At 59.1% G+C, this 20,094-nt stretch carries 15 protein-coding genes and 1 tRNA gene; 8 read left to right on the forward strand and 8 right to left on the reverse strand.

Features of this window, described 5'->3' with window-relative positions:
• Positions 1-67: 67 nt before the first annotated feature.
• The 8 genes from ACRRQW_RS13070 to ACRRQW_RS13105 form a co-directional block, all read right to left on the reverse strand.
• Positions 68-1,156 carry an alginate lyase family protein gene (locus tag ACRRQW_RS13070; protein WP_438481911.1) on the reverse strand — a complete coding sequence of 363 codons (1,089 nt, stop codon included), beginning with the start codon at positions 1,154-1,156 and terminating at the stop codon, positions 68-70.
• Positions 1,134-3,263 (reverse strand): heparinase II/III domain-containing protein, encoded by a 2,130-nt coding sequence (locus tag ACRRQW_RS13075; protein ID WP_438481912.1) that lies wholly within the window; start codon positions 3,261-3,263, stop codon positions 1,134-1,136. The genes ACRRQW_RS13070 and ACRRQW_RS13075 overlap by 23 nt, the downstream gene beginning before the upstream one ends.
• A gap of 46 nt (positions 3,264-3,309) precedes the next feature.
• Complete coding sequence (locus ACRRQW_RS13080; RefSeq protein ID WP_438481913.1) at positions 3,310-5,184, reverse strand: DUF2264 domain-containing protein; 1,875 nt, start codon at positions 5,182-5,184, stop codon at positions 3,310-3,312.
• A gap of 56 nt (positions 5,185-5,240) precedes the next feature.
• Entirely contained in the window at positions 5,241-6,245 is a 1,005-nt protein-coding gene (locus ACRRQW_RS13085; protein WP_438481914.1) for a hydroxyacid dehydrogenase, read from the reverse strand.
• A 1-nt stretch (position 6,246) separates the two neighbouring features.
• Positions 6,247-7,332, reverse strand: a complete 1,086-nt coding sequence (locus tag ACRRQW_RS13090) for a class I mannose-6-phosphate isomerase (RefSeq protein WP_438481915.1) — start codon at positions 7,330-7,332, stop codon at positions 6,247-6,249.
• 144 nt (positions 7,333-7,476) lie between these two features.
• Positions 7,477-9,852, reverse strand: a complete 2,376-nt coding sequence (locus tag ACRRQW_RS13095) for a TonB-dependent siderophore receptor (protein ID WP_438481916.1) — start codon at positions 9,850-9,852, stop codon at positions 7,477-7,479.
• 172 nt (positions 9,853-10,024) lie between these two features.
• On the reverse strand, positions 10,025-11,785 hold the full coding sequence (locus ACRRQW_RS13100; RefSeq protein WP_438481917.1) for a sodium:solute symporter family transporter: 1,761 nt from the start codon (positions 11,783-11,785) through the stop codon (positions 10,025-10,027).
• A gap of 103 nt (positions 11,786-11,888) precedes the next feature.
• Complete coding sequence (locus tag ACRRQW_RS13105; RefSeq protein ID WP_438481918.1) at positions 11,889-12,938, reverse strand: LacI family DNA-binding transcriptional regulator; 1,050 nt, start codon at positions 12,936-12,938, stop codon at positions 11,889-11,891.
• A gap of 321 nt (positions 12,939-13,259) precedes the next feature.
• Between ACRRQW_RS13105 and ACRRQW_RS13110 the strand changes: the two genes are divergently transcribed.
• From ACRRQW_RS13110 to bamA, 8 genes are all read left to right on the forward strand, one after another.
• Positions 13,260-13,334: transfer RNA gene (locus ACRRQW_RS13110), tRNA-Asn, on the forward strand.
• 203 nt (positions 13,335-13,537) lie between these two features.
• Positions 13,538-14,281, forward strand: a complete 744-nt coding sequence (locus tag ACRRQW_RS13115) for a 50S ribosomal protein L25 (protein ID WP_438481919.1) — start codon at positions 13,538-13,540, stop codon at positions 14,279-14,281.
• Positions 14,282-14,340: 59 nt separating this feature from the next.
• A complete protein-coding gene (gene pth, locus ACRRQW_RS13120; protein WP_438481920.1) occupies positions 14,341-14,940 on the forward strand; it encodes an aminoacyl-tRNA hydrolase in 600 nt (199 codons plus the stop codon).
• Positions 14,921-15,217: a 30S ribosomal protein S6 gene (gene rpsF, locus ACRRQW_RS13125; RefSeq protein ID WP_438481921.1), complete on the forward strand. Its 297-nt coding sequence runs from the start codon at positions 14,921-14,923 to the stop codon at positions 15,215-15,217. The genes pth and rpsF overlap by 20 nt, the downstream gene beginning before the upstream one ends.
• Positions 15,218-15,243: 26 nt before the next feature.
• Complete coding sequence (locus tag ACRRQW_RS13130; RefSeq protein WP_438481922.1) at positions 15,244-15,720, forward strand: single-stranded DNA-binding protein; 477 nt, start codon at positions 15,244-15,246, stop codon at positions 15,718-15,720.
• A 50-nt stretch (positions 15,721-15,770) separates the two neighbouring features.
• On the forward strand, positions 15,771-16,247 hold the full coding sequence (rplI, locus tag ACRRQW_RS13135) for a 50S ribosomal protein L9 (RefSeq protein WP_438481923.1): 477 nt from the start codon (positions 15,771-15,773) through the stop codon (positions 16,245-16,247).
• Between the two features lie 29 nt (positions 16,248-16,276).
• The gene (dnaB, locus tag ACRRQW_RS13140) at positions 16,277-17,683 is read left to right on the forward strand and encodes a replicative DNA helicase (RefSeq protein ID WP_438481924.1); all 1,407 of its coding nucleotides are present in this window, start codon (positions 16,277-16,279) and stop codon (positions 17,681-17,683) included.
• Positions 17,664-20,093, forward strand: coding sequence for an outer membrane protein assembly factor BamA (gene bamA / locus ACRRQW_RS13145; RefSeq protein ID WP_438481925.1), 2,430 nt, complete (start codon positions 17,664-17,666; stop codon positions 20,091-20,093). The genes dnaB and bamA overlap by 20 nt, the downstream gene beginning before the upstream one ends.
• The last annotated feature ends 1 nt before the right edge of the window (position 20,094 follow it).

The following is a 20,094-nucleotide window of genomic DNA, read 5'->3' on the forward strand; positions in this document are numbered from 1 at the left end:
AAAACGCGCCGAGCGACGCGAGGCCTCGGCACTGGTGTGCTCAGAGAACCGGTGCGCTGGCCGGCAATTAGCGGGCCTTGCTCTCGGCCTCACGCGGGGCGGCTTCTTGAATGAGGTCATCGAGGAACCCGGCGCGCAGTTTTTCGTTTTGGGAATGCGGCCATTTTTCTGGATGCGCATTGTAGGGCTGGAGGAACGTGACGGCGTTGCGGAGGTTGGCGCCGTTCGGTGCGGTGTAACTCCACAAGTCTGCCCCAAGTCCGGCGGCGACGCGGGCCACGGTCGCGTGAGCTTCGAGGTTGAAGCGGCTGTAACCGAGGCCGTCGACGCGACGAATCTCCTCAGGCTGGCTGCCGTCGGCTTTGATTTGGTGAGCGATAAGCGCTTTGTCTTCCTCGATCAGCTGGCGTGCGAGATCATCACGACCGACGTAGCGCGCGATCGGAATCGCTTGGGCGAAATACCACGCGCCGTGGTTGTTTTTGGCGGTGCGCTCGGCGAGCGCGTTGGGTGCGGTTTCGAGCCAGTGAAGGAATTTTGAGAACCAAGCGCGTATGGCGCTCTTGTCGTCGACGGTGAGGGCGGGTGAGTCTTCGAGCAAAATCAGCGAATCGATCACCTTGGCCAAATCGCGTGAGTCGAGCACCCCGGCGGGATTGCCGCGATTTTCGTTATGACCGAGCCGCACCTGCGCATAGTCGAGATGTGGATTCATGCGGGTGGCGGGCGTGACAAGCCACGCCCGCAACCACTCGCCGGCGCGACGGGCGGCGGCTTCGTCGTGATGCACGCGCCACGCGGCGGCGAGCGCGGCGAGGGTGTCGCAGAAATTTCCGATTCGATAGCGATCGCCTTTGGCCACTTGCTCGTGGTTGTGCTGTCCGTCGCGACTGACGTAAGGCATGCCGTCCGGTTTTTTCGGATCGGGCCAGTAGTAGCGCGCGAAGCTGACGTAGTCGTGTTGATCGCCGCTGGGCGATTTAACCGATTTGTCGGCGACCGTGACTATTTTGGCCTTCAGTGCTTTCGGCGATTCTGCAGCGAGTGTCTCAATCTCTTGAGCCTTGAGCAGAAATGTTTCCCCAGCTTGGCTGCGGACACTGAGGATTAAAACGAGCGCGAGAGCGCAGCTTTTAGCGAAGGATGAGCGAATCATCGGAAAGGGTGAGCAGGTCGGTTTTGCCGTCGGGGCGGACGATGGTGAGTTGGTTGCCGTTGAGCGTGGCGGTAAGTTTTGCCGGGGTCGTGCCGCGTTCGGGCCACAACACGGAGAATACGACAAACTCGCCGGCAGCGGTAGCGGACTCAAGCGTGAGGTGCGCTTGATCGTGCCACGTGCCGGTGAGGTAGGAACCGCCGATTTCGCCGCGTTTGTATTTCGGATCGACCGGCACGGGGAATTGATCGGTGACGTTGCCGTTCCACTGCACGCCGCTGGCGAGCACTTGAGTGGTGAGCGAAGATTTTTTTTGCGGGCCGCGAATCCTCGCGGTGGAGGTGCTGGCGTCCCACTGCAGGTCTTTTTCGGAGTGGAGAAGCCACGACAGTTTCGCGGGCTTCGCGAGCACGACATGGTCGCGCAAGATAACATAACGCGAATCGACGAACACGAGATCGCGCGTCACTTGTTTAACCTGACCCTTCGGTTGCGCCGCGCTGTAGGCTTTCGTGGCGTCGCCAGTCGTCCAGACGTAGCGCGGTTTTTCTTCGTAGCGCGTGATCTTGCCGGTCGAGAGCTTGCTTTGCGCTTTCTGGCCCTGACCGTCGATGAGCAGAGTGTTTTTCGAAATCGTCTGGCGCGTCCAGCCGCGATGGTGCTGGGAGTTGTGGAATTCGCGGTAGGCGGAATTGATCGCAAGGCCTTCACCATAGGCGTTCAGGATAAAACTATTTTGGTCGGCGTGGCTGTGACTGAACGAGCCGTAAGGCGACGACTTGAAGGTCACGTGAATATCATCGTTTGGCTTCCCGAGCGCGCTGTGCAGGGAAACCCAACCCACGTCGCTGAAATAACGATTCGCGGGTAACTCGCTCAACGGGCGTGCAGTTGGCAGTGGTTTTTCGGAAGCGATGAAATTGCGCACGATAAACTCGGCCGCCGTCGGGTAATTGCGTCCGAGCTCATCGAGACCTTTGTCGATCGGACGCGTGCGTTGGTCGGTGCCGAGCGCGGCGTAGGTGAGGAGCGTGCCGTTTTGCTGCACACGCGCGAGATGCTCCATGTAATCCGAAATGACCGGCTCGAGATTGAAATGCCCCGCATTGGAGGTGTCGCCGAAAGTCGTGTGGAGGTAAGGCTGGACGTGGTAGATCGCGAAGAGTGGGGAGTTCTTCCAAAACGGCGTCGCGTAGGCGAGCGGGTCGTGGATCGCGAGGAGTGCGTCTTGAAACGCCGCGTGTTCGAACGTGCCGCGCCAGTAGGCGTTGCCCTCGGCCCAGCCGCCTTCGTCGCCGCCCCACGGGCTGAATTGGTCGCGGTAAAACTTATACGCGTAGTCCCACCACTGCCGCGCTTCGGGCAGATCATCCCAAAGCGCGAGCGCCGTGAGACCGGTCATCGGCATGAAACGCACGGGATGCGACGACAAGTCCGCTTCGATGGAATTGCGTGTGATTTTGGAAATATTTCCCTCGTGCTCGATCCACGCGAAGGAACGACGCCCGCGTTCGCGGAAATGATCGAGGATGATTTTTTTCTCCGCGGGCGTGAGTTGGTCGCGGATCTGGTCGTAAACGAGCGGCAGTTTTCGCCAGAGCCGGAAGTGGGCTTCGTCGTTGTAATAAATGTCGGTGGCACCGATGACGGGGCCGGATTTCCAATCGGGAGCGAAATGCCATTTGCTCGTTTCGAGGAGAATTTCCTTCGCTTTCGCCAAATACTTATCTTCGCCCGTTACGATCCAGCTTAGCGCGGAAGCTTCGGCGACGGCGGAGAGGATGCCGCAGATGTCCTGCACGCTTCGCCATTTGTCGGCCATGTCGGAGGTGCGTTTGCTCGGCGCCGGATCCCCGTAGGTCACCGGCTCCGCGGGAAACGGCATCGTGAGATATTTTTTGTCGAGATCAGCTTTGAGTTTCGCGAAGGCCTTCGCGCCTTCGCCGGTGCGCACGTAAGCACGGAACGCGTCGGCGCGGCCGTGGATGATGTTGGTGCGCGGCGCGGCAGAAGGAACGACAGACGCAGCATTTTGCGCGGCGGAAGCGTTGAGTGAGAAACCGAGAGAAAGAGGAAAGAAAAAGATTAAGAGAAAGAGGCGATTCATGGCGCGGGCATTTGTCATATATTATATGACAAACGGTTTGGTTGGTTCAGGATTTGAGGGCGGGGAGGGACCAGTGACGGATTTCCCACGGGCCGAGTTTCGGGTGGTGCAGCGCCAATTCGCCGGCGGTGCTGCGGGTGATTTTCCACGGCGCGGATTCGGCTTCGTCTGAACCGGTCCACGAAACTCCCACGATGATGCCCGCGCCGGTGTGGCGCACGGATTTGAAAACGGGAGTCGCGTGATACGGCGCGGCGACGTGGCGGCGCTCGGATTTATCATCGAGACGGTTGTCCCAACCGGGCGTGAAGCCGTTCGACAATAGTTGCAGCGCGCTGCCGCGGCTGTCGCAGAACGCGGAGAGGTGTTGGCCTGGATCGGAGAGCAATGCGTGGCTCTCGCTCATCGGCAGCGCGAAGCCGCCGACGCGGAGGACGACGGGTTGTTGGGCGTCGTAATGGTGCACGTGGAGCAGCCAGCCGTCTTTCCAAAAGATGAATGTCTCGACGCCGGTGTTTGCCTGGCCGGTTTTGAAACCGAGATTGTAGCTGTAGCCGAGGTGATCGTTTTCGAGTTCGACGGCGACGGTCGAGTGGCGTCCGTAAACGCGGCCATCGTCGAGTTCCGCGGTGAGCGCGCTGTCGAACGAGACTGCGCTGATTTCGGGAAATGCGAACGTGAAGTGCACGCCGGTGCGGTAGGAGAGTTTACTCCATTTCCACGGGCCGTAGCGGAGCTGCGTGTTACCGACCATCGAGCCGGCGTTGAGGATTTCGATGTCGCCGCCGGGCACGCTGCGCGTGATGAGGCCGGGCGCTTTCATAACGCGCACGAAACTGCGCTCGGCGGGCAGCGGTTGCTCGGCGTCGTTCCAGAACGCGTGATTGGGTGGGAGCAAGAGCGGCGTGAATCCTTTTGCGGCCCAATACGGTGACGCGGCGCACGAGTAGGCTTCGACGATTTTTGGAAACGTGTCGGTGAAGCCGTAGCTGAGGCAGCCTTGGTCCTGGTAAATCGGTTTCGAGAGAAAGAAGTCGAGGTTGCGCGTGCACAGTCGACGCAACAGGCCGGGCGCGAGATCGGTGCAATCCTCGGCGAGTGCGAGACCGAAGACATTGAGGCAGTTGAAACGATACGTAATCGAACGGCCGAAGGCGGGATGTTCGCCGCTGGCGGCGAAGAAATGCTGGTAGTCGGCGACAAAGAGTTTTCCCCAACCGCGCCAACGTTCCGCGCGCGTCATGTCCTGCACGCCGTGGAGGTGTGCCCACATCAGGCCGTAGAAGTGAAATGCGTAGGCGTTGTAGTGATCGTAGGCTTGGTTGATGCCGTCTTCGAACCAACCGCCGCCGCGGTGCATGGTTTCGAGTTGGTTCAAATGTGCGGTGATGACGGCGCGATCGGTGCGGTGCGCGAAGCCGGCTTGGCCGAGAAATTCGAGAATGTGCACCGACATGAACAAATGGTTGTTGTTAACAATGCCGCCGCCTCGACACGTCGCGAACCAGCGGGCGGCTTGTTTTTTTTCGTCGGCGGAAAGTGGCGCCCAGACGTCGCGCTCGGCGATTTGTAGCGCGATGGCCATGAGGCCCATCTCGACGTGGTGCTGGTGATAGCTGGCGTCGGGGCCCCAGTAATGCGGGCTCGACGGATTCGTGCCGGCGACGAGTGCGGCGCGGAACCACGTGGAAATTTCTTCGCGAAACGCTGCGTCTTCGGAACGCGCGGTCGAATGCAGCCAAAACGCGGCGAGCGTGAGCGGGCGCGCGAAGCTTTCGAGGCGATCGGCTTGTTTGTCGTGGTCGGAGGCGGCGCCGTGAAGATCGAGATCCGCGTGGCCGGGCTGTATCAGTGCGGCGAGTGGTTCGAGGAGACGGCGGGCCGAATCCTGCCAGTGAATATAAGTGGCGGGGAGGTTCACGGGAGAGAATTGGGGAGCACGAAAACATTGCGGTGCTCGACGCAATGAGGATGAACTTACGTCGAGGTATCGAACACGCGCGTGGTGATAGTGGACGGCATCGCGCGGTCTTCGGCGTAGGCGAGGAGATTTTGCACGGCGTAGCTGCCGGCGTCGCGGCGGCGATCGGTCGTGGGGCCGGCGAGGTGCGGCGTGAGCGTGACGTTGGGCAGACCGCGGAAACCGGAATCGACGGGCAGCGGTTCGATGCTGAACACGTCGAGGCCGACCATGATTTTGCCTTCCTGGGCGACACGCAGGAGCGCGGCCTCGTCGACGACCGCGCCGCGGCCGACGTTAACGAAGACGCCGCCGGGTCGGATGAGGCGGAGCAATTTTTCAGTGATGATTCCGGTAGTGGATGGAATCAACGGCGCGAGTTCGACGATGATGTCGTTCTCCGCGAAAAGAGCGTCGAGCGACGCAGCGGGTTTCACGCCGTAGTTCGTGTCGGTGGATTGATTGACGTCGGGCGCGAAGGCGGAGATCTCGCAGCCAAACGGTTTGAGCAGCGCGACGAGTTCGCGCGCGACCTGGCCGAAACCGTGCAGGCCGATGCGACGTCCGAAAAGCGAGGCGGTTTCCGTGCCGCCATTTTTCCAGCCGCCTTCGCGGTGCATTTCGAGGGTCCAGTGCGTGGCGCGGCGCAAGCAGGAGAGCACGTGGAAGAGTGCCCATTCAGCGACGATGCGGCTGATAGAGCCGCCCCAGTTCGTGACGATGAGGCCGTGTTCGATGTGATCGCGCGTGATGATTTTTTTAATCGAGCCCGCGAGGTAGCACACGTAACGGAGATTGGGCGGGAGTTGCGCGGGCAGCGCGGGAGTTTTCCAGCAGGCGATCAGCACTTCCGGATTGGCGGCGGCGAGAGCGCGATGGAAATCCGCCGTGGCGAGGCCGTCGGTGTCGAGGTGGGAAAAATTTTCGGTGAGCGCCGTGACCTGACCGAGCAACGGGTCGGGCAGGAACTCGCGGAGTTCCTGAGTGGTGATGGCGGCGAGAATGGAAGTGGGACGTGGCATGTCAGGCGGCGGGCGGATAGCACTCCAGCAAGGTGGCGGTGGGCGAGGGCGTGAATTGGACGGCGCCGAGGCCCGCCGCGCAGAAAAATTTATCGTAACGCGAAAGGTGATGCGTCTCGCCGCCGACGGTGGCGGTGCAGGTGCCTTCGGTGACGACGGCGATGTAGGCGCTCTCTTCGGTTTTCGTGACGGGGCCGCGGAGGTGCGACTGACGGACCTGGAAGCAGGGCGTGCGCTCTGGGCCGATGAGGTTGTCTTGATACGAATCGGGGCCGAGTGCGCGACGACGACGCGGTGGACACGCGGCTTCGGCGAGCAAGCGGTTGGCGGGCCACGCGCTGTAATCGAAAATATCGAGGCAGAATTCGAGGCCGCGATTCATGAAGCGCGCGCTTTCGGGCAGGACGTAGCCGCCACGTTCGAATTCAGCGCGCACGACGAGATCGCTCGGCTCTTGAATTTCCACGAGCAGCACGCCTTCGCCGAGCGCGTGCGGCACGCCGCCGGGGACCAAATAAGTGTCGCCGGGATTCACGGGGATTTTGTCAAAGCACGCTTCGAGCGCGGCGATGTCCTGCGTTGCAATCATCCGGCGGAGCGCGTCGCGCTTGGGCGGGCGTTGAAACCCGAGGTAAATATACGGCTGCGGAGTTTCTGGTCGCGCAGCGAGGATGTGGTAAGCCTCGGTTTTGCCGCTGGGTGAATTGAGAAAACGTCGGGCAAAGTCGGCCGTGGGGTGAGCCTGAAAGTGGAGGCGGATGGCCGGATCGAGAAGCTTGACGAGCAAGTGAGGTTGCGCGCCGAACTGGGCGGCATGCGCGGAGCCGAGAAAATATTCGGGGTCGCTGGCGAGCAATGCGGCGAAGTCGTGCGATGCGCCGCCGACCAGCACTTGGGCGATGCCTTCGCGAATGGTTTCGCGGCCGATGTTGGTCGCGCGGGTGGTGGACGCGACCCAGTCTTCGGGAAAATGCGAATCCGCCGGAGCTGTGTTTCCAGCCAGACGATCCAGCGTGCGCCCACCTTGATAGGTGCGCCAAACACGATTGGGGGGCAGGAGGACAAGTTTTCCACGGGGTGCGGGCATGAACGGGGCGTCGATGAAATTAACAGCGGGGAGCCGCAAGGGCAGTGCGTTGTCAGTTAGATTGTTAACCGAATTATGCTCGCAGGAGAGTAGAGCGACGAAGCCGGGCGCCGAGGCGGTTGGCCCGGCTTCGTGCGAGTGACATTAGAAGCTCAAGTCGTAGGTGGCGACGAAGGCCTGGCCTTGACCCTGGCCGGTCGAGCCGTAGGTATAACGTTCGTCGAGGATGTTGCTCATGTTGAATTGCACCTTGTGGCTGTAACGGCGGGCGGTCTTCCACTTGTAGCCGATGCCGGCTTCGACGACATCGTAAGCGCTGTTGTAGATGGACTCGCGCCCGTCGTCGACGCGCACGCTGCCGGCGGTGATGACGGCACCTTGCGGCTGGTTCGGAAAAGGCAGCAGACCGTTCGGCATTGGGTTGTTGACGATGGGATTTGCGGCGGACGCGGTTATGCTGCGGCCGGTCGACGGGTTGGCGATGGAGCGGCCGTAATATTTATAGCCCGCGGTCGCATAGACGCCTTTCCAGCGGCCGTCCTTGAATTCGTATTTCATGCCGACGCCGAGATTGTCCTTCGGAGCGCGGCGCAGCGGCACCCCTTGGAGGTGCGGGGCTTGCGCGTTGCTGACGACTTCCGTGTCGTTGTAGCCGTAGCCGCCGAAGAATTGCAGGCGGTTGGTCGGGATCCAGTTGAAATCGAACTCGTAACCTTTCGACGCCTCGATGCCGGAGAGCACGGTGATCGCGATGCCGGTGAGCGGATCGGTGGTATCACGCGCGACGTTTTCGCGCTGGATGTCGAAATAGGTCGCCGTGAACGCGAGGTGATCGTTAAAGAACGAAGCCTTCGCGCCGACTTCCCAGCCTTCGCCGAATTCGTTGGGCAAATCAAACGTGGTGCCGTCGAGATTGTTGCCGACGCGGAATTGCGGGACGAACGAGCGGCTCAGGTTGGCGAAAAGCATAAGGTTTTTCACCACCGCGAAATTCGCGCCGAGTTGGTAGCTCACTTCGTCGCTGTGCGGCGACGAGGACGTGTTCGTGACGAGGTTTTTCGATTCGTTTTCAACGTAATCGTAGCGCACGCCGGTCATCACGTTGGCGCGGTTGTCGAAGAACGTGGCGCGTTCGCTCAGGAAAAGGCCGTAGATGTCGAGCGAGTTGTCTTCTTTTTGCGCGAGCGTGTAGAGCGAAGGGTTTTCGCGATACGTGACGAAAGCGTAGTTGGGCGAGGCGACGCTGAGACCGCCGGAGACGACTGAGGCGGGCATGCCGAGCGCGAGGCTGGCGGCGTCGGTTTTCATGTCGTAACGCTCGGGTGTTTCGCTCTGACGCTGATAGTCAAACGTGAGGAGCGTCTTGTGTTTGATCGCGCCGCTTTCCCACTGTGCGAGCAAATCGGTCTGCCAACTCGCGCCGCCTTCGCCGAACGGGCGGAGACGCGGCGTGCCGCGTTGGACAGCGCCGGTGGTCGGGTTGTATTGGTCGCGTCCGCCCACTTCCTGGCGCTCGAGACCACGATCAAACCAGTTCGCGCCGCTGCGCAGGGAGAAGGTGTCGTTGATCTTGTGCTCGAACGTGAGCGTAAGATTGAGGACGTCGCGGTTGGAATAGTTGAGCGGGCCTTGGGAGTTAAAATCGAACACCTCGGTCGCGATGCCGACGTAGCGCGTATAAGTGCGATTTTGCGACGCGACGCGATACGGGTCGGCGACGCCGGTTTGGATGCGGAACGGCACGGTCGCGCTGGAGATGCCGTCTTCGGCGCGTTCGAGGTATTCGACTTCGGCGAGCAAGCTCGTGTTCGCAGACGGCTTCCATTGGAGCTGCGTGGAAACGGTGTCGGTCTTGCGCTGCTTGAAGAGCTGGTCGTAACCGCTTTCGTCGTGCGCGGCATCGACACGGTAGAAAAGCTTGTCGCTGTTGCCGAGCGGGCCGGTGGATGAGAGCTGGCCGCGGATGAGATCGTTGCTGCCGACGCTGAAGCTCACGCGTTGCTGCGCTTTTGTTTTCGGTTTCTTGGTGATGACGTTAATCGTGCCGCCGGGGAGCACCGTGCCATAGATGGAAGCCGCGGGGCCTTTGATGACTTCGGCGCGCTCGACGTTTACTTTATCGATGAGGCCGATGCGGCGGAAACCATTGCGCAGTTGGACGTCGGCGTCGAAGCCGCGGAGGCTGTAACCGGTCGAAAGCGTTTCCCACGCGGACACACTGCTCGTGTAGCCGAACTGATCGCGAAATTCGAACGCCGCGAAATCATCGAGGAAGTCGCCGGTGACGACGTTTACGGTGAAAGGGAGCTCTTTGATTTTCGAAGCGACGCGCGTGCCGGTCACTGATTCGGCGGCGAGGTATTCGCTCGTGGACGTGCCGCTGACTTGGAACGCCGGCAGGGTGACCACTTCGTCGGAGACCGGAGAGGGCGTGGTGGTTTGGGCGAAGGCTGCGGATGCCGAGGCAATCGCCGCCAGCGCGAGCGCGCGCGGCGCCATGCGATGCAGGGGATGGATCATGGGTAGGTTGGGTTTAAGGACAGCCGCACGGGGCGCGGCGAGGGTAGGGCGACAAGCTTTTCCGGTTAACCGGAGTTTCAAGCCAAAAATCATAATTATTAGTAACGGGCTAATATTTCTTTGATCGCTGTGCGTTGCGAGGTGAAGAGCCCGGTGCGCGGGCCGATTTTTATTAGCTGCTGCGAACGATCGGGCGGCGGGACTGCCGAATCAGGATGGCGCCGATCAGCACCACGACACCGCCACAGCCGAGGAAGGCGAGGCGACCGACGAGCGCGTTGGGAATAAACGCGAGCAAGCAGACGAATACACCGTAAGCGATCGAGAGCCAGCCGACGGCGGATTGCTGACGATCGTCGTTCGCGTTAGCCGCGCCTTCTTCTTCGTCGAAATTAACGGGCGTTTCCATCCGCTTGAAAAAGGTGGAGACTTGCGCGCGATATTCAGGCGTGCAGCGGCTCCAGAAAAGTTTCGTGCCGATGAACCACGTGGAGGCGAGGATGACGTTGGCGAAGAATTGGAAACCTTGGATCCAGTATTCGCGTGACGCGGCATCGACCGGTGCGGCGTAACCGAAGAGCGACGCGCCCCACTCGGGGGTGAAAAGCTGCCCGACGAAAATCGAGCCGAAGAAGCCGACCAACACCGTGCTCCAGGCCGACCACGGCGGCGTTTGGCGAATCACCAAGCCGAGCAATAAGGGAACCGTGACGGGCACGCCGACCAAGATGCTGACGCGCTGCATCATGAGGAAAAGACCGAGGTCTTTGATCTCCGCCATGCGCACAGAAATGTAGATGACGATGACGCCGAGGATAAACGTCACGATGCGACCGAGCTTGAGCATCTTGGCGTCAGCAGCGGTCGGGTTGATAAAAGTTTGGTAGAAATTTTTGACGAAGAAACCGGCGTTTTTGTTTAGACCAGAATCCATGCCGGACATGGTCGCGGCGAAAATTCCACTCACGAGTAAACCGAGCATGCCGACTGGCATTACGACTTGGGAGATCGCGATGAAAGACGCTTCGTCTGCGCTGCCGGCGAGCGTGGGGAACATGGCGTTCAGGTCGACGTTGAGTGCTTTCGCGGCCATCGGCGGAAGAAACCAGATGAAGATGCCGACGAGGAAAAGCACTGCGCCGAGATAACCAGCCCAGCGCGCGTGGCGGCTGTCTTTTACGCTCAAGTAGCGACCAGCCTCGAAGAGATTATTCGTGCTTGTGATTTGTTTGAGCAACATCGCTGCGCACCAGAGCCCGAGAAATTCCTTCGTGAAAATCTCGCCCAGATTCATGTGCGACGCAGGCAGCCCGGCAAGGAAACCGTCCCAGCCACCGAGCCGGAGAATTGCGAGCACCGTGACGGCGGCGCACACGGGCATGAGAATCAGCACTTGAATAAAATCTGCGGCGAGCACCGCCCAACTCCCGCCCAGTAAAGTCATGACGACCACCACACAGCCCGTGACGACGAGCGTGAGCGTGAGATCCAAACCAAAAATCGCGGCAAAGAAGACGCCGAGCGCATTCAGGTGAATCGCCGCTTGAAGCGTGCTGAGCGGGATTTGGAGCCACATCATGACTTGCTCGCTCACGGCGCCGAAGCGCTGGCGCACCGCTTCGACGGACGTGATCACGCGCGTCTGGCGGAAGCGTGGTGCGAAGTAGACAGCGTTCAGAATGAAGCCCACGGCGTTCGCGACGTAGATCACCATGATCGGCCAGCCGTCAGTGTAAGCTTTGCTCGCCGCGCCGGTGAACGTCCACGCGCTGAATGCCGCCATGAAGGCCGAGCCACCGACCATCCACCACACCGCTTTGCCGCCGCCGCGAAAATAGTCGCTGACGTTGGTGACGAATTTTCTGAACACCCAGCTGATCGCCAGCATGTACACGAAATAGAAAATGAGGACGGCGTAGTCGTATTTTGTCATCGGCGAGAAACGGCGGGGTTGGGGAGAAAATCCAACTAGGATTAATAATTATGAGGTTCCAAGCATAAAAATTAATTGAGCGGGGATCCGTCCCGCGATCCGGTTAACTCTCGCGCGCGGGGCCGGTGGAATTGCCCACGATCAACGGAGCGGGGAGAATGAGATCGGTGAAGCCTTCGCTCGGGAGGCCTTCGCCCAGCGCGAGGCGGGCGGCGGCTTCGCCAAGTTTATCCGGGCTCGTGCCGGCACCGGTGATGCGGAGCGCGCCCTCGACGCTGAGCCGCGAAACGTCGGCGGAAGCGAGGCTGATGTCACCCGGAACTTTCCAGCCTTCGCGCTCGAGTCCGAGTGCCGCGCCGAAAGCCATCTGGGTGTTATAAGTGACAAACGCGGTCGGAAAATCCTTTCGACGTGAGAGCTTCAGCATCGCGTGGATCGCTTCGGCGCCCTCGGCGCGGTCAGCCTGGTTTAGCACGATGGTGTAACGCGGATCGATGGAGAGCCCGAGAATCTTCAGCGCATCCTTTAATGCGGAAAGGCGCGCGTCGTGACGACCGAGCGACGCATTGCCGCCGAGCCAGCCGATGCGTTGATGGCCGAGATTGAAAAGGTGGCGCACCAACTCCGTGAGCGCTTCCGGCTCATTACCGAGCACGGAATGGCAAAGGCCTTGGTAGCGCGACGAGACGACCACGACGCGCCGAGTGAGTTTGCGCAGCTGCTCGATGAAAGGTTTGGCCACTTCGCCCAGCACTACGACGCCGCTCAGATGATGACTCGGATGAAAAAAAGTGCGCAGTTTTTCGGGCGAGAGCTCGTCTTCGGCGCCCAGAAACACCAGGCGTGCGCCGTGATTTTCCAGTTCCTGATGCAAGCCGTGTTGGACGTGCCCGAAGTAAGTGCTCGGGATGTAAAGCCGCAGCGGTGCTCTTAAGATGTAGCCAATCTGCCGCGTGCGGGAAGATTCAGGGGTGGATTCCACGCGCATGCCTTTCGGCAGGTAGCCGAGGCTGATGGCGTGATCCCAGATGCGTTTGTAGGTGTCGGGATTGATGCCGTCGCTGCGTCCGTTCAGCGCGAGCGAGACGAGGGCTTGGGAAACACCGAGTTCTTTCGCGAGGTGGGTTTGCGAAATCTTCTTTTTGGGACGCACGCAGGCACGCTTTGATAACTATGAAGGTGTGACAACGAATTTATTAAACGTTCGCGATCGTCCAGTGAGTGCTCCAGATGACGGCTATTGGGCTGCCGCACCCGCTACCACCGGAGTTGGCTAGCAGGCTCCGTTTAAGTTGTGCCGCGTGATAATTTGCCGGTGCCTGTCATATGGAGGAGCGGTGAGGTGTGTTTGAGGAATTGCTTTCCGCTCTTGGAAAACCATTCCGCGTGAGGGGCGGGCGAAATAGTCAGATTTTCTGCGGAGACGGGAGTTGACAAGTGCAAGGTGGGCTCTCTTTTTTCTGCCCTCTTTCATTGCCTGGTAGCTCAGTGGTAGAGCAGGTGACTGTTAATCACTTGGTCGTAGGTTCGATCCCTACCCGGGCAGCCATTTTAAGCCAACACGTTATGCGTGTTGGCTTTTTTGTGGCTTGATTTCGGGAGTCGCTGGGCGCGATTGGAGGCGTTTTGTAAAAACGAGAATTCCGGCGCGGATCCAAAGTTTTGATTGCCTACAGAGCGACGGAACGTTGAAGTCGCACCCTTTTCCACTACGCCTGCCTCTAATTCCGGAGTCACAGGGGGAACGAAATTATGAAGAAATACCAACTCACCGTCTCATCCCGCGAGGGCACAGGTCGCAGCGCTTCCCGCCGTCTGCGCAAGGCCAATCAGATCCCGGCCATCCTCTACGGAAAACACACGAATCCCGAGTCCCTGGCTGTGAACAGCCCTGAATTCGTCAAACTGCTTAAGGAGATCCGTGGCCGCGCCGCGCTCATCGAACTCAAGCGCACCGCCGGTTCCTCGGCGCTTTCCTTCCTTCAAGAAGTGCAACGCGACCCGATCACCGACAAATATCTCCACCTCGACCTTCAGGAAGTAAAGGAAAACGAGAAGATGGTGATCAACGTCACCGTCCGCGTCGTCGGCGAAGCCTACGGCGTTAAGACCGAAGGCGGCGTGCTCGACATCGCCACCAAGCGCCTGCGTATCCGCACACTGCCGAAGGATCTCCCTGAATTTATCGAGGTCGACATCACCGAACTCAAGATGGGTGAAGCCCTTCATGTCAGCGAGCTGAAGGCTCCCTCTGGCGTCGAACTCCTCGACAGCCCGAATCAAGCCGTGGTGCTCTGCGTGGCTCCTCAGGAAGAAGTTGCCGCCGCCGCTCCTGCCGCGGGCGCAGCTGCTGCCGACGGTGCCGCCGCTCCTGCTGCCGGTGCCGCTCCTGCCGCGGGTGCTGCCGCTCCTGCTGCTGGTGCCGCTCCTGCGAAGGACGCGAAAGCCGCCGCTCCTGCGAAGGACGCAAAGGCCGCCGCTCCGGCCAAGAAGTAATGTTTTTCCACGGTGCGTCCGTTCGCGGACGCACCGTTTTTCACGCTGTTCTTTGAGTCATGTCCGTCACGCTAATCGCTGGACTGGGCAATCCCGGGCGAGAATACGCCGCCACCCGCCACAACCTTGGTTTTACCTTGGTCGAAGCGCTGGCTGCTGCCGAAGGTTTGAAGTGGAAGTCTGAGACTCGCTTCGAATCCGAAACCGCCCGCTGGGATGTCCGACCCGGTGTCACGCGACTCCTCGTCAAACCGCAGACCTTTATGAACGACAGCGGCCGCGCCCTCCGCGCGCTGATGTCGTTTCACAAAGTTCCGGTGGATGCCCTTATCGTAGCCTACGACGATCTCACGATCGACACTGGCCGCGTTAAAATCTCCGTCAGCGGCAGCGCCGGCGGGCATAACGGCATCGCGAGTTTGCTCGAGCACCTCGGTAATGGATTTATCCGCTACCGGCTCGGTATAAACGCCCCGCGACCTACCGGGATGGACATCAAAGATTTCGTGCTAGGAAAATTTTCACCCGAACAACTCTCCCTTTTAGAAACTAAATTAAACCCTTTCATGGACGGCCTTCGCCTGCTTCTTGCACGCGGCCCCGCCGAAGCCATGAACCTCCTCAATCGCCGAGACCACCATGAGCCAGAAAAACCGTAACTACAAAGCCACCTTCATCCTTGATAACCGCGGCAAGGAAGACTCCGTCGACCAACTCGTCGATGGCGTGAAGAAAGAAATCTCCGCCGTCCAAGGTGAAGTCACCGCCGTCGAAAGCTTCGGTCGCCGCGATTTCGCCCGCAAGACCGACGATAAATTCCCCGCCGGCGTCTATGTGCAGGTGAATTTCTCCGCTCCCGCTGGCGCTCCGGCCCAGTTGCACGAGCGCCTGCGCCTCAACGACAGCGTTTACCGCGCTCTCGTCGAGAACGCCTAAAAACGGCTTTCGCGCCGCTTCCTCCCATGGCCAACCTCAACAAAGTCATGCTCATCGGCAACCTGACGCGCGATCCGGAACTCCGGGTCACGCCGAAAGGCACTGCCATTTGCCAGTTCAGCCTGGCCGTGAACCGCAAGTTTCGCGACGAGTCTGGCGCCGACCGTGAAGAGGTTACCTACGTGGACATCGAAGCTTGGGGCAAATCGGGCGAAAACATCGCCAAGTATTGCGTCAAAGGCCGCCCGCTTTTCGTCGAAGGCCGCCTGCGGCTCGATCAATGGGAAGACAAAACCACCAAGGAAAAACGCAGCCGCATGAAAGTGGTCTGCGATAATTTCCAATTCCTCGGCAGCGGTCGCGACGGCGCGCCCGGTGGCGGTGAGGGTGGTGGCGCGGCTCCCGCTGGCGGCGAATTCCGTTCGCCCGCTCCGCGCACCAGCGCTCCCCGTGCTTCCGCAGCTCCTGCGCAAGAAAACCTCGACGAAGACGTGCCGTTCTAAATCGCGCCGTCGCACTCATTTAAACTAAATCATTCAACACAGTTACGATCATGGCTAATCACGAAGTTCTCCTCCTCCAACCAGTCGACGGCCTTGGCGCCGAAGGCGATCAGGTCAAAGTCCGCGCCGGTTACGCGCGCAATTTCCTCCTGCCGCAAGGCAAAGCGGTTTCGGTCACCGAAGCTAACCGCAAGCGCGTCGAAGCGCTCAAGAAAGCCCGCGGTCTCCGCGAAGCCAAAGAGCTCGACGGCGCCCAGGCGCTCGCCAAGCAAATCGAGAAAGCGGGCATCGCTATCGCCGTGAAAACGGGCGAAGGCGGCAAGCTGTTTGGTGCGGTCACCGCGAACGATATCCACGCCAAGCTCTCCGCGGCCGGCATCGAAATCGAGAAGAAGCGCATCCACCTCGGCCAGCCGATCAAGACCCTCGGTAAGCACGAAGTTAAGATCAAGCTGCACCCTGAGGTCAGCGTCGATCTCACCTTCGACGTCGTTTCCGAAAACCCGATCGAGCCAGCCGCTTCGTAAGGTCTTCGGACCTCCGATTCTGACCGGACATGGCTCTGACGCCCGCTACATCCCGGCGCGGACGGTCATCGCCTGAAGAGACGCTGCCTTCCTCCGCCCCTGATCGTTCGCCTCCACACAGCGTGGAGGCGGAAGAGCATGTCATTGCCTGCTGTCTGTTAGACGGTAATGACACGATCGCACGCTGTCTCGAAGCGCGCATCTCGGCCGAATCGTTTTATTATCCGGCCAACCGGCTGTTGTTTGAGATCACCATCGAGCTTTATCAAAAAGGCTCGCCGGTGACACTCGAGGTGCTGGCGGAGGAGTTAAAAACCCGCCGTCAACTCGATGCGGTGGGCGGGTTTCCGTATTTGATGCAGGTCACGGGCAAGATCCCAACGACCGCGCACGCTGGGTATTTCATCGATAAAGTCCGTGAAAAACACCTGCTGCGTGAACTGATCAAAGCCGCCACGGGCGCGGTGGAAAACTGCTACAGCTTCACGGGCGGACTCGAAGAGTTCGTCGATAAAGTGGAGCAGGATTTGTTCAAGGTTACGCAAGACCGCGTCAGTGATAGTGCCAAGGAAATCAAAGACGCCATCAAGGATGCCAACGCGGTCATTGCCAAGATGTTGCTCAAGAAGGGTGAGCTCACGGGCGTGTCTTCGGGGTTCAAAGATTTGGACGCGATGACGTTTGGTTTCCAGAAACAGGAAATGATCATCGTCGCGGCTCGTCCTTCCATGGGTAAGACCAGTTTCGCGTTGAACATCGCGGAATCGGCGGCGTTGCCGAAGCCAGGCCGCGAGGCCGTGCCGACGCTCGTGTTCTCGCTCGAAATGAGTTCATCGCAACTTGCCCTGCGTATGCTGACTTCGCGTTCCCGCGTGAATTTGAAGCTCTTGCGCGATGGGTTGATCGGTCGCGACAGCCAGCAAATCAATGATCTCGGCAAGGCGGCCGAGGAATTCAAGAAAGCGCCCGTTTTCATCGATGATTCGTCCAATCTCACGATCATGGAAATGCGCGCCAAGGCCCGTCGTATCTACGCACGCAAGAAACTCGGCCTGATTGTCGTCGATTACTTGCAGCTGGTGAGTGGTTCTGACCCGCGCTCGCCGCGCGAACAGCAAGTTGCGGAAGTTTCTCGTGGATTAAAGGCGATGGCGAAGGAACTAGACTTGCCAGTGATTGTTCTAAGTCAGCTTAATCGTGCCTCTGAAAAGGAAAACCGCACCCCTCGTTTGTCCGACTTGCGTGAATCTGGCTCCATCGAGCAAGATGCTGACGTGGTGCTGATGCTGTCTCGCCCTAAAGATGCCGATGAAAAATTTCAGGTCGCCGCCAACGCTGCGGATTTAATCGTTGCCAAGCAACGTAACGGGCCGGTAGGTGATTTGAAACTAACTTTCCTTCAAGAAATTACGCGCTTTGAAAACTTCACACCGTAACCCGTTTGCGCGGGTTCTGCTCGCCTTCATTTTCCTCGTGGTCAGCGCCTCCGGCTTGCGCGCGCAGCTATCAGCTCCGTCTGCGCAACAGCAGCAGGCTGCACCGCGCATTGGCACCATCACGATCAAGTTCGTGGGCATGGCCAACGTCAGCGAGCAGATCGTCCGCGCCAACATGTCGTTGCGTGAAGAGTCGGAACTCGACGAATCGCTGATCGATCGCGACATCCGTTCCCTTTACCGCACGGGGTTGTTCGAGTTCATCGAAGTCAAACGTGAGTCCCGGCCCGGCAATGTGGTGAATCTAGTCGTCGATGTAACTCCGAAGTTCCGCGTGCTGGCAGTGCAATTCGACGGTAACAAAAAATACAAAGAGCGCCGCCTGCTGAAGGAAATCAAGACGGCATCCAACGGCGCGCTCGATGAACGCCAGATCAAGGACGACGCCCAGAAGATCTACGAGTTTTACCAAAAGAGCGGCTACAATCAGGCTCAGATCACTTACAGCATCGATCGCAACCGCGAGACGGGTTTCGGCACGGTGACGTTTAAGATTCGCGAGGGCGCGCGGGTTAAGATTTCCGCAGTCAACTTCGTCGGCAACGATCACATCAAAGCCAAGAAGCTCCGTAAAGAAATGGAGACGCGCAAGTGGCACATGTTCTCGTGGCTCACGGGCAGCGGCCGTTTGAAAGACGACGAGTTTGACGAGGATTTGGGCAAGCTGCGCGACTACTATAAGGAAGAGGGTTACCTCGACGTCGAAATTCCTGAGGACAAAATCACGTTCGACTACCCGAAGCCTGACAAGCTGGTCATCACGCTCCGCGTCACGGAAGGTCGTCAATATCGCATCGGCGACATCAGCTTCTCCGGTAACAAGATTTATTCGTCCCGCCTGCTGCGTTACGTGCCGCGTCAGAAGAAGGGCCAGATTTTCGTGCCGTCGAAACTCGATAAAGACATCGAGACGATGGAAGACTTCTACGGTCGTGATGGTTACCTCGAAACGCGCGTCCGTCTCGTGCGTAAACCCAATCTCCAGACCGGTAACATCGATATCGAATACCAGATCACCGAGAGCGAAAAATTCCAAGTCGAGTCCATCAACATCGAGGGCAACACCAAGACCAAGAGCATCGTGATCATCCGCGAACTCGCACTCGGGCCGGGCGATGTCTTCAGCTCGGTGTTGATGAAGGTCAGCAAACTGCGCCTCGAAAACACGCGTTTCTTCGAAGACCCGGTTAACGTCACGCCAGAGTCGACCAACATTCCCGGTCGCCGTAACCTCAAGATCGCGGTCACGGAAGCTCGCACGGGTAACCTCACTTTCGGCGCTGGTTTCAGCTCGCTGGAACGCGCCGTGGTCTTCGCGGAAGTCACGCAGTCGAACTTCGATTTGTTTAACCGCCGCTCCTTTTTCCAAGGCGACGGCCAGAAGTTCCGCCTTCGCTTCCAGATCGGTTCGCAGTCGAGCGAAGTGATTCTCGCCTTCGAAGAGCCATGGTTCTTGGAACGCGAATTGTCGCTCGGCTTCCAATTGCTGCGCACCTCGTCCGACTACAACAGTTCGTTCTACGAAGAAATCCGCACCGGCGGCGAAGTTTACCTCCGCAAACGTCTCTTCTACTGGTTGGAGTCGCGCCTGTCGTATAGCTACGAAATTATCAGCATCGATAACGTTTCGACCTCGGCTCCTTCGCAAATTCAGTTCCTCGCCGGTGAGAGCACTACGTCGAAGATCAATCTGAGTCTTACTCAGGACACGCGTGACAAGATCATCAACACCACGCGCGGTAACTATGCGACGCTGGATCTCGGCCTCGCCGGCGGACCGTTCGGTGGCGACAATAATTACTACAAGATCGAGTTCCGTGGCTCGAAGTTCTTCCCGATCGCGGAATTCCAGGAGCAGGTCATCTCTGTCATCGGTCGCGTGGGTGTCGCGGATTCATTTGGTGACAGCGATAAACCACAAACTCGCACGATCACCAACCCGCTCACCGGCCTTCCTGAGACTTCGTTGCCCTTCACGCTGGGCGTGCCTTTCTATGACCGTTACTACCTCGGCGGGCCGCAAACCTTACGCGGTTTTGAATTCCGCACTGTCGGTCCGAAAGACAGCAACGGCGAACCTTTGGGCGGTAACACATATGGATTTGTCAGCATCGAATACTCGCTCGACGTTGTGAAACCCGTCCGCGCCGCGTTGTTCTACGATGGTGGCTTCGTAAACACTGATCCGTATGATTTCAGCCCGGCAGACTACAACGATAACATCGGTATCGGTCTGCGCTTGTTTGTCGCGGGTGCGCCGCTCAGCCTCGATTTCGGTATTCCGCTCACGGGCGACAAATTCAATAAACAAGGCACGCAGTTTAACTTCTCTTTCGGCACCCGTTTCTAAT

Source organism: Oleiharenicola lentus, from assembly GCF_051660365.1.
GTDB classification, from domain to species: Bacteria; Verrucomicrobiota; Verrucomicrobiia; order Opitutales; family Opitutaceae; genus Lacunisphaera; species Lacunisphaera lenta_A.

Coding starts and splice junctions, on each gene's coding strand:
- ACRRQW_RS13070 (WP_438481911.1), bottom strand. CDS start 1,156: ATGATTCGCTCATCCTTCGCTAAAAGCTGCGCTCTCGCGCTCGTTTTA.
- ACRRQW_RS13075 (WP_438481912.1), bottom strand. CDS start 3,263: ATGAATCGCCTCTTTCTCTTAATCTTTTTCTTTCCTCTTTCTCTCGGT.
- ACRRQW_RS13085 (WP_438481914.1), bottom strand. CDS start 6,245: ATGCCACGTCCCACTTCCATTCTCGCCGCCATCACCACTCAGGAACTC.
- ACRRQW_RS13090 (WP_438481915.1), bottom strand. CDS start 7,332: ATGCCCGCACCCCGTGGAAAACTTGTCCTCCTGCCCCCCAATCGTGTT.
- ACRRQW_RS13095 (WP_438481916.1), bottom strand. CDS start 9,852: ATGATCCATCCCCTGCATCGCATGGCGCCGCGCGCGCTCGCGCTGGCG.
- ACRRQW_RS13100 (WP_438481917.1), bottom strand. CDS start 11,785: ATGACAAAATACGACTACGCCGTCCTCATTTTCTATTTCGTGTACATG.
- ACRRQW_RS13115 (WP_438481919.1), top strand. CDS start 13,538: ATGAAGAAATACCAACTCACCGTCTCATCCCGCGAGGGCACAGGTCGC.
- pth (WP_438481920.1), top strand. CDS start 14,341: ATGTCCGTCACGCTAATCGCTGGACTGGGCAATCCCGGGCGAGAATAC.
- rpsF (WP_438481921.1), top strand. CDS start 14,921: ATGAGCCAGAAAAACCGTAACTACAAAGCCACCTTCATCCTTGATAAC.
- ACRRQW_RS13130 (WP_438481922.1), top strand. CDS start 15,244: ATGGCCAACCTCAACAAAGTCATGCTCATCGGCAACCTGACGCGCGAT.
- rplI (WP_438481923.1), top strand. CDS start 15,771: ATGGCTAATCACGAAGTTCTCCTCCTCCAACCAGTCGACGGCCTTGGC.
- dnaB (WP_438481924.1), top strand. CDS start 16,277: ATGGCTCTGACGCCCGCTACATCCCGGCGCGGACGGTCATCGCCTGAA.